The 10,208-nt window shown below is 71.0% G+C and carries 5 protein-coding genes and 1 pseudogene; 3 read left to right on the top strand and 3 right to left on the bottom strand.

All coding sequences use genetic code 11. The features are described 5' to 3' along the window. Positions 1–147 precede the first annotated feature (147 nt). Positions 148–1,137 (top strand): annotated as a pseudogene (locus KBI5_RS21915) (IS5 family transposase). A gap of 426 nt (positions 1,138–1,563) precedes the next feature. Here the strand turns inward: KBI5_RS21915 and idi are convergent. Beyond that, positions 1,564–2,157 carry an isopentenyl-diphosphate Delta-isomerase gene (gene idi / locus KBI5_RS21905; RefSeq protein WP_347272531.1) on the bottom strand — a complete coding sequence of 198 codons (594 nt, stop codon included), beginning with the start codon at positions 2,155–2,157 and terminating at the stop codon, positions 1,564–1,566. A gap of 417 nt (positions 2,158–2,574) precedes the next feature. Between idi and bioB the strand changes: the two genes are divergently transcribed. After that, complete coding sequence (bioB, locus tag KBI5_RS21900; protein ID WP_085016308.1) at positions 2,575–3,657, top strand: biotin synthase BioB; 1,083 nt, start codon at positions 2,575–2,577, stop codon at positions 3,655–3,657. Between the two features lie 47 nt (positions 3,658–3,704). Then, entirely contained in the window at positions 3,705–6,599 is a 2,895-nt protein-coding gene (fxsT, locus tag KBI5_RS21895; RefSeq protein ID WP_085016306.1) for an FxSxx-COOH system tetratricopeptide repeat protein, read from the top strand. Positions 6,600–6,638: 39 nt separating this feature from the next. Here fxsT and KBI5_RS21890 read toward each other — a convergent pair whose 3' ends face one another. Together KBI5_RS21890 and KBI5_RS21885 are read right to left on the bottom strand one after the other, a co-directional pair. Then, a complete protein-coding gene (locus KBI5_RS21890; RefSeq protein WP_051623926.1) occupies positions 6,639–8,648 on the bottom strand; it encodes a serine/threonine-protein kinase in 2,010 nt (669 codons plus the stop codon). Continuing rightward, positions 8,639–10,208: WD40 repeat domain-containing protein (locus KBI5_RS21885; protein ID WP_133057110.1), on the bottom strand; the 1,570-nt coding region annotated here is incomplete at its 5' end. The genes KBI5_RS21890 and KBI5_RS21885, both read right to left, overlap by 10 nt.

Below are 10,208 nucleotides of genomic sequence, written 5' to 3'. Positions count from 1 at the left end.
CCACACACCCACCGTCACACAACACCTATCCGGAGTCACCTATCCGGAGTCACCTAACGAAGTCCTGCTAGAGCCTGTTCCGGGTTCGGATCACAGGCGGGATGATCGCCTTTCGTGTTCGGGTGCTCCGGCTGGTAGCACGGTTGTATGACTCGTGGCGACCTGACCGACGGTGAGTGGGAGCTGATCGAGCCGTACCTCCCGCTGGGGGCCTCCGGGCTGATCCCTGACCTGCGCAGCTACGTCAACGCGGTGATGTGGAGGTTCCGGACCGGCAGCCCCTGGYGGGACGTGCCCGAACGCTACGGCTCCTGGTCGACGATCTACGACCGGTTCCGGCTGTGGGCGCAGGACGGGGTCTTCCAGACCCTCATGGACGCGATGATCACCGAGGCGGCGGCGCGCGACGATGTCGATCTCAGCCTGGCCAGCGTGGACTCCACCGTCGCCCGCGCGCATCACCACGCGGCGGGCATGGTGGTCGACCCGGATCTCCTGGTCGACCTGGAGAAGGCCCTGACGGAGGAAAAGGGGCTTCAGAAACCGGGCAAAACGACTGTGTGACCGAGGCGCCCGAGGGTGGTGAGGAAGCCGAACGGGCACGGCGCCGCGCGGTACGCCGACGCCGCAGGGCTCGGCTGACCGCCGCCGAGCTGGGACGTTTCCGGGGCGGGCTGACCAGCAAGGTGCACCTCGCGACCGACCGGCGCTGCCGCCCGCTGTCCATCGTCCTGACCCCCGGACAGGCGGCGGACAGCCCGCGTTTCCTCCTGGTCCTGAAGAAAATCAAGGTGCCCGGTCGGGCGCCCCAGGACCCGGCCGGACGCGGTCGCCGGCGACAAGGCGTACTCCTCCCGCGCCAACCGCGCCCACCTGCGCGCCCGGAAGATCCAGGCGGTGATCCCGGAGAAGGCCGACCAGAAGGCCAACCGCAAGAAACGCGGCAGCCTCGGTGGCCGCCCGGTCAGCCACGACGCCACGCTTTACAAGGACCGCAACACCGTGGAGCGCAGCATCAACAAGATCAAGGAATGGCGGGGTCTGGCCACCCGCTACGACAAGACACCCGAAAGCTACGCCGCGGGACTCCACCTACGCGGATCCATCCTCTGGCTACRCAGCCTCCCGACCCCATGATCCGAACCCAGAACAGGCCCTAGTGCTGGTTGGGTGCACCCGTCAGCCGCCGGTTCGACCGCCAAGCAGTGGACGGTAGGTCCGATCGCCTCGGTCATCGACCATGTCCGGGATGCCGTGACGCGGCGGGGTGCCGTGGACTGACGCCGTGCTCCTGCCACCCGCGTCGCGGTGTCGTCGTCGCCACGGACCCCCGGGTCGGGGCCGGCGGCGGACGGTCGCGCGGCGTCCGGGACCATCCGCGGTTCGGTGGCCCCGGGCGTCAGCGCCGGCACGGCAACCCCTCCGGAACAGGATGCCCTCCGGAACAGGATGCCCTCCGGAACAGGATGCCCTCCGGAACAGGATGCCCTCCGGAACAGGATGCCCTCCGGAACAGGATGCCCTCCGGAACAGGACGGAGGGTCGGCTCGCCGGATGGCCGGCTCAGGTGTGGGTTCCGCCGGAGACGAGGGAGAGCGCGGCGGTCAGCGGATGGGCCGCCGCGCTGAACGCCGCCATCTGGTCGACCGACCAGGGGCTTAGCGCCCAGGGCGCGGCGGCGGCCACCCGGCGGTAGTCGTCCCACTCGACCCAGCGCCACTCGACCACCTCGGCCGGGTCCGGATCCGGGTCCCCGAGCGCCCGCGCCACGTAGACCGGGCAGACCTCGTTCTCCACGAGACCGTCGGCGGCGGTGGCGCGGTAGGCGAAGTCCGGCAGCGCGCAGTGCAGGTCGGTCAACTCCAGGCGGAGTTCCTGGCCTACCCGGCGCTCGACGGCCCGCGCCAGATCCTCGCCTGGGCGGGGATGCCCACAGCAGCTGTTCGTCCACACCCCCGGCCAGGTCCGCTTGTCGAGCGCCCGGCGGGTGACGAGCAGCCTGCCGGACGGGTCGAAAAGGTAGGACGAGAACGCCAGGTGCAGGGGGGTGTCGAGGCCGTGCACGGCGATCCGCGGCGCCGTCCCGCAGGGGCGGCGTTCGGCGTCGAGGAGCACGACCTCGTCGGCGGGCGGGACCGACGCGGTGTCACGCGACACCGTCTGTGGTGACGCCGCGTCACGCGGCACCGTCACGACGTCGGAGTCGGATCCTTGCGGGCTCACTGGTGGGCCTCACTTTCCGGTCGAAGGTCCAGTTTCCACTCGAAGGTCCAGTCGCTGGTTCGGTCGGTGTGGGGTGGGCGCCGGCGACGCTGTCGCCCGACACGCACGCGTCGTTCTCCTCCACYCGGGATCCAGTCGCCACATACCCATCCTCCCCTTCCTGCCCGCCGGCGCCGGTTGGCCACGTCCACGTCCGGGCAACCCCGGCCGTACCCCCGCCCCGGCGTGGGCGATCRCTGGTTCCGATCAAGGCAACGATGAGAGTGTGGACGCGGCGGAAGGACGATCACCCGCAGGTTTCCGCCGCCCGCCAGTGCCCGCCGTGCCAGCAGAGGATCGAGGATGACGGACATGGACCTGTCAGCCACTCTGAACAGCCTTGTCAGCAAGGGGGTGAGTGGTCAGGCTCCGACCCGGGACGAGGCCCTGGCCGTCCTGCGCAGTGACGACGACGATCTCTTGGACGTCGTCGCCGCCGCCTACCGGCTCCGGCGGAGGTACTTCGGCAGGCGTGTCAAGCTGAACTTTCTGGTGAACCTCAAGAGCGGACTCTGTCCGGAGGACTGTTCCTATTGCTCGCAGCGGCTCGGTTCGAACACGGGAATCCTGAAGTACACCTGGCTCAAGCCCGAGGAGGCCGCCGCGAYGGCCGGCGCCGGCATCTCGGGCGGTGCCCGCCGGGTGTGCCTGGTCGCGAGCGGCCGCGGGCCGACGGACCGGGACGTCGACCGAGTGGCGGACACGATCGGCGCGATCAAGACCGCGCATCCGGACGTGGAGGTGTGCGCGTGCCTCGGCCTGCTGTCCGACGGGCAGGCCGCACAGCTGCGGGCGGCCGGTGCGGACGCCTACAACCACAACCTGAACACGGCCGGTGAGAAGTACGCAGACATCTGCACGACGCACACCTACAACGACCGGGTCGACACGGTGCAGGAAGCCAGGCACGCCGGCCTCTCACCCTGCTCGGGTATCATCGCCGGCATGGGGGAGAGCGACGAGGACCTCGTCGACGTCGCCTTCGCGCTGCGCGAGCTCGCCCCGGACTCCATCCCGGTCAACTTCCTCATGCCATTCGAGGGCACGCCCCTGGGGGCGGAATGGAACCTCAACCCCCGGCAGTGCCTGCGCATTCTCGCCATGGTCCGGTTCGTCAACCCCACGGCCGAGGTGCGGCTCTCGGGCGGCCGGGAGATTCATCTCGGCTCGATGCAGCCCCTCGCCCTCTCGGTGGTGAACTCCATCTTCCTTGGTGACTACCTGACCAGTGAGGGTCAGGAGGGCCACCAGGACCTGAAGATGATCGCCGAGGCGGGATTCACGGTGGAAGGCCTCAACACCGACGCCGAGGCGGCGCTGGCCATGGGCGCGGGCCTGGAGCGGGTCGCGCTACGTCAGCGCGGTGCCGGCACCGACCTGCCGCCCAACGCCTGATCCCGGCCTTCACCTCTCGACTGGCGGGGCGTCCGGGTGGCCAGCCGATGAACCCGGCTGGCACGGATACCACCCACGACGCCGGGAAGACGGTGGACTTCTTCGTCTCCTACGCCGGCGTCGACCAGGCGTGGGCGGAGTGGATCGCGGACACCCTGGAGAGGGCTGGCCGCCGCGTGCTGCTCGAGGCATGGGACTTCGTCCCCGGGTCGAACTGGCCTGCGCTCGTCCAGGCGGGACTGACCACCGCAGGCCGGCTCCTGGCGGTGCTGACCCCGGCCTATCTCGCCTCGGTCGGCGCGGCGGCGCAGTGGCAGGCGATCTGGGCGGCGGACATGGGCGGGCGGGGGCGCCGGCTGATTCCGGTGCAGGTCGAGCCGTGCGAGCCCGACACGCTCGGCCTGCTCGGCAGCCTCACCTGGATCGACCTGACCGACCTGACCGACCTGGCCGGGCCGGGCGCCGCCGCAGCCGCTCGCGCCCGGCTGCTGGACGGGATACGTGCCGCCGTGACAGGGCAGGTGCGGTCGGTCAATCCCACGCCGCTCCCCACCCGCGACACCCGCGACGTGCCCGCGGCGGCGGACGAGTCCGAACGGGCAGCGCGGTATCCGGGTCGGCCCCCGCTCGTGTGGGGGCTGCCGCCGGAACTGGTGCGTAACCCCCGCTTTGTCGGGCGTGCATCCGAACTCGCCGAGCTGCGCGCGCGACTGACGGGCTTCGACCGGGCCGTGCCCGGCCCCGGTTCCCCTGTGCCGGGGGTGCGGGCCCAGGTGGTGCATGGCCTGGGCGGGGTCGGCAAGACGGAGCTCGTCGTGGAGTTCGCCTACCGGTACAGCCACGCCTACGACCTGGTCTGGTGGATCCGCGGCGACAAGATGACGGAGGTCGTCGCCGGCCTCGCCGCCCTCGCGGCCCAGCTGGGACTCGCCCACGTGGAGGGGGACGAGGCAGCGGCCGCCGCGGCGGCCGAGGCGTTGCGCGCCGGTCGACCTCATCGCCGGTGGCTGTTGGTCGTCGACAATGCCGTTATTGGCAATGCCGTTATTGGCAATGCCGTCATGGGCAACAACGCCGGTGCTACCGCCACCAACCCCTACCTGTCCAGGCTTCTGCAGGCCGCGGAGACCGCCGAGTTCGGACATCTCGTGATTACCTCGCGCAACCCCGACTGGGCCGGTCGGGCTACCGCAACCGAGGTCGCGGTGCTGCCCCGGAGGGACACGATCGATCTGCTGAGGAGGCACCGAGCCGCGCTGGAGGACGCCGAGGCTGAGCGGCTCGCGGCCGCGGTCGGGGACCTGCCGCTGGCGGCGGAACAGGCCGGAGCCTGGCTCGCCGCCAGYGGCATGACCGTTTCGGACTACCTGGCTGCGTTGCGCGTGGAGACTCGGGAACTCCTTACCCGCGGAAAACCGGACCGCTATCCGTTCATTGTCGCCGCGGCGTGGAACCTGGCCCTGGACGAGATCGGACCGGACGAACCGGCCGTCGTCGAGCTGCTGCAGCTGGCCGGATTCTTCGGCCCGGAGCCCATCCCGCTCGACCTGTTTCCCGCGCTGGTGGTGCTGGGGGAGAGCAACGGGGAGCTGGGGGAGAGCAACGGGGAGGGGACGCTCTGGTCGGCGCTGAGCGCGGCCTGTTCCTCCCCGCTGCGCTGGGGGGACGTGGTCGCCCGCCTCCGTGCTCTCGGGCTGGGCAAGGTCGAACAGGGAACCATCACCTTGCATCGGCTGGTGCAGGCGGTGCTGCGGGACCGGGTTCCGACGTCGCGGCACCTGGAGTTCCGGGCCACCGTCGGCTGGTTGATGATCAGGGCCCTGCCCACCGCGATCCAGGGTAATCCGGCGGCCTGGCCGCGCTGGGCCGCGCTGCTCCCACACCTTCAGGCCCAGATCGAAGCCGAGCCGTCCCCGGCGGACGCGAACGCGGCGGGCATGCTGGGGCTGGGCAATCTGGCGGCGCTCTATCTCCAGGAAACCGGACAGCTCGCCGCCGCCGTGGACCTGCACACCTGGGTGCTGGCTCGAACCGAGCAGGTCGTGGGAACCGACCACCCCAACACCCTGGTTCTCCGGAACAACCTCGCCCTCGCCCTGCAGAAGGCCGGACGCATTTCCGAGGCCATCGGGTTGTACGAGCGGATCCTGGCGCGGGCCAGCCGCATCCTCGAATCCGATGATCCCAATCTGGGGATCAGCCGTAACAATCTCGCCAGCGCCTATTGGGCCGCCGGACGCATCGCGGAGGCCGTCGAACTGCTCGAGCAGGTTGTCGACGACGCTGGACGGATCCGTGGCCCGGACCATCCCGACACCCTGCTGGCCCGGAGCAACCTGGCCAACGCATACCAGACGGCGGGGCGCTTGGCGGAGGCGATCAGGCTGCACGAAGAGGTTCTCGTCGACGTCGTCCGGGTTCTCGGCCAGGAGCATCTCACGACCTTCCTCGTGCGCAACAATCTCGCCAGCTCCTATCAGGCCAGCGGACGGACGACTGAGGCCCTCGACCTGTACGAGCAGGTACTGACCGGCCGGGAAGGCGTTCTCGGCGACAACCATCCCGACACCCTGCTCTCCCGCAGCAATCTCGCCGACGCCTACCAGGCGCTCGGACGTCTGCCCGAGGCGATCGATCTGTACGAGCGGGTTCTCTCYGATGCCCGCGGTGTTCTCGGCGCCGACCATCCACACATTCTGATCACCTGGAACAACCTGGCCTGCGCCGTTGCGGCCGCGGGGCGCCTCGCGGAGGCGATCGACCTGTACGAGCGGGTACTGGCCGACCAGCGGCGTGTCCTCGGACCGGATCACCGCGACACCCTGACCTCGCAGGGAAACCTCGCCAACGCCTACCGGGCCGCCGGACGCACGAATGCCGACGCCGCTGATGGTGCCGACCCCGCTGATGGTGCCGACGCCGCTGATGGTGCCGGGGACTGACCATCGTCCGGGTCTTCCATGCTTTGCCGGGTGACCGATCTATGCGACCGGGAGACGGTGGATGAGGTGCTGGGCGGTGTCGACGACGAAGGCGGTGCCGTCGCTGTGGACGGTGACACCGAGCGGCCGCCGCAGACCTGTTCGGGCATCCGCGAAGATGCGGACGAGTCGATCGTGGGTGACGAGGCGGACCCGTCCCCGATCGGGGTCGGTGACCAGCAGACCGCCCGAGGGGGTGGGCGCCAGCGAGTGGGGTCGACCGACGTCCGCGATCCGGGCCGGGGCTCCGTCGTCGGGGGACGCGCCGTAGAACATCCCGGCGGCCGTGGAGATGATCCCGTCGGCGTCGACAGCCCGCAGCAGGTGATTGTCGGTGTCGGCGAGGTAGACATTCCGTCCGGGCGGGGCCGTGACGTCGTGCGGGCGCCGGAGCTGGGCGAACTGGGCGGGTCCGTGATCTCCGGACAGGCCGGGGACACCCGCCCCCGCCAGCGGTGCCGCCCGCAGATCCGGGTCGATCCGGATCACCTGGTGGCCGCCGGTGTTCGCGACGTACACCAGGCCCGCCGCGTCGACGTAGACGCCGTGCGGATGCGCCAGGTTGAGCGAGGCGGCGTGCCGGGCGGCGGGGCCGGCCGGCGGGCCGTGACGGCCGGAGCCGGCGACGGTGACGATCCGACCGTCCGGCGCGACCCGGCGGATCCGATTATTGAAGCTGTCCGCGATGAACAGGGAACCGTCGGGGCCCAGGGCCAGCCCGCACGGGTTGTCCAGCTCGGCGTTGACGGCCGGCCCCCCGTCACCGTGCGGGCCGCTCTTGCCGGAGCCGGCCACGTGAACCGTCCGGCCGTCGCGTTCGATCCGGAGCACCCGGTGGCGTAGCCGTTGGGACACGTATACCGCACCATCCGGCGCGGCGACCACGCTGTACGGGTAGTCCACCCGCAACGGCGCGGACGTGATGTCGGCCGGGCGGAGGTCGCGCCGCGCGGTCCGGTTCAGGGACCGGCGCCGGATCACGCCGGCTGACCATCGGCGTGGTGAGGCGGTGGCTGGTGGCGGGACGGCTGACGGCGGAGTGTCCGGCGGTGTGCGGGCTGGTGGTGTGCGGGCTGGTGGTGTGCGGGCTGGTGGACTGCCGCGCGCCGCGTCGCGCACATCGTCGTCGAGCCGCAGCGGCAGCGGGCAGCGGGTGAGCCAGCCCGCACCGAGCGCATGGGCCGTCGCGGCGGCGAGATCCAGGGCGAACGCGCGGGCCGACGGCGGGCGTGCACCGGGCTCCTTGCGCAGCGCCCGGTCCACCACCGCGGCGATTGCCGGCGGCGCGGCGTCCAGTGGTTGCGGCGCGACGCGCAGATGATGGTCCATCAGCTGCGCCATCGATAGCGCCCGGACGAACGGTGGGCGGCCGCTGAGCAGTTCGTAGAGGACGATCCCGAGTGCGTACAGGTCGCACGCCGGTCCCGGCGGCCGGCCGTCGAACTGTTCCGGCGCCATGTAGACGGGGGTACCGACGAGCGTGCTCGGGGCCGCGCCGGAAGCGCCGATGAGCTTGGCGATCCCGAAGTCGGTGACCTTCAGCAGGCCGTCGGCGCTGAAGAGAATGTTGTCCGGTTTGATGTCGCGGTGCAGGATCCCGCCCGCGTGCGCGCATTCCAGCGCGGCGGCGGTCGCCAACCCGATCGCGCAGACGACGTCGACGGTCAGCCCGTTCGCCGCGCGGGCCCGCACGGTGCCGCCCGCCAGTCGTTCCATGACGAGCAGGCACAGGTCCCCGGATTCGACGTAGTCGTAGATGCGGACTACGTGGGGATGGTCGAGTCCGGCCAGCAGGCGCGCCTCCGCCAGGAACCGACCGTGGGCGCCGCCGTCCGCCGCGCTGGTCGACAGGACCTTGATCGCAACGGTTCGACCGAGCCGGCGGTGGCGACCCGCGAGGACGACGGCGTGACCGCCGTGCCCGAGCATGGCGGTCACCTCATAGGCGGGGAGCGCCTCGGCCACCCGGTCGGTGATGAACCGTTCCGGCTCCGGTCCGGTCAGCCGCACGGCGGATCGTAGTCGAGGCCCGGCAGGTACTGTTTCCATTCCTCGCGGGTGAGCGGGTCGCCGGCCCGCGCGCACAGCCGCGTGACGACGCTCGCCGGGTCGAGGTCCCAGACGAATCCGATCACCTGGTAGGGCGCTCCGACGATGAAGGCGGTGTCCGGGGCGAAGGCGACCGCAGCGAAGCCGTTGTAGCGGCCGCTGAAGGTGGCGTACGGCACCGGGTCGGCCGGATCGGACATGTCCCACAGCCGCACCACGCCGTTCGCGCCGCCGACGCCCGCCGCCATGAGCCGGCCGTCGGAGCTGAATTCGATGGAGTTGACGCCGGCCCCCAACCCGATGATCGAGGGCAGCGCGCGGGGGGCCCGGCGGTCCGTGACGTCCCACAGGGCGACCTTCGTGTCGAAGCTGCCGACGGCGAGGGTCCTTCCGTCCCGGCTGAAGGCGATGGTGATCAGGGCGCTGGTGAAGCCCGTGATCGTGCTGATGCCCGCCGGTCGGTCCGGTGTCGTGATGTCCCACAACCGGATGGTCCGGTCGCTGCTTCCGGACGCCAGGGTGCGCCCGTCCGGGCTGAAACTGACGGTGGCGACGTCGTAGCGGTGCCCTGCGAGGACGGACCGCCCCCGGGGCGTGGCCGGGGCGGAGATGTCCACCAGGGCCAGCCGGGCGCTCGTGCCGGCCAGCGCGAGGGTCCGGCCGTCCGGGCTGACCTCCAGGTCCTTGATCCCGCCGATGCCGGGATGGATGGTGGACAGCAGCCTGGGACGGTGGATGTCGGCGACGTCCCACAGCGTGACCATGCCGTCGAAGTCGGTGGCGTAGTCGAGGCTGCCGGCGATGAGGACCCTGCCGTTCGGGGTGAACCGGACGCTGCCGACCGCGGCGTTGAATCCGGTCAACGTGGCGGCCGGTACCGGCCGATCGGGGTCATGCGCATCCCACAGCCGGACGGTCTGCCCGTAGTCCCCGGTGGCTAGGACCCGCCCGTTCGGATGGACCGCCGTCGACCACAGGAAGCGGTGGTGCCCGACCAGTACCGGCCCCGGCACGTCCCACAGGCGCAGGGTGCGGTCGTCGGCACCGGAGGCGAGGGTTCGCCCGTCCGGGCTGAAGGCCAACGCCCACGGCTTCGACGCGTGCGGCAGGACCGCGATGGCGTCGAAATGGCGGGACGGATCGTAGATCTCGACCGCGCTGTTCACCCCCACGGCCACGAGGCCGTCCACGTTGACCGCCACCGCCTCGACCGATCGCACCTCGTCGATGACCTGGAGGGTGGTCGGCCGTCGCGGGTCGGTGAGATCGAAGACCCGCGCGGTGGTGTCGTCGCTGCCGGTCACCGCCGTCTTCCCGTCCGGGCTGATGGCGACCGCACGGACGGCCGTGTTCGCGCTGAGCACGACATTCGGGCCCGCCTCGCCCTTCAGCTCGCTCAGCTCCGCCGGGGCGGCGAGGTCCCGCACGTCCCACAGCAGGGCCCGGCCGTCGTCGCCACCGGTCAGCAGCTCGGTGCCGTCGGGACTGAACGCGACGGCCGGACGGTTCACGTGGCCGGCT

The sequence above is a fragment of the Frankia sp. KB5 genome (assembly GCF_002099325.1).
Lineage (GTDB): Bacteria > Actinomycetota > Actinomycetes > Frankiales > Frankiaceae > Frankia > Frankia casuarinae.
This window is presented reverse-complemented; position numbering and strand designations above follow the sequence as displayed.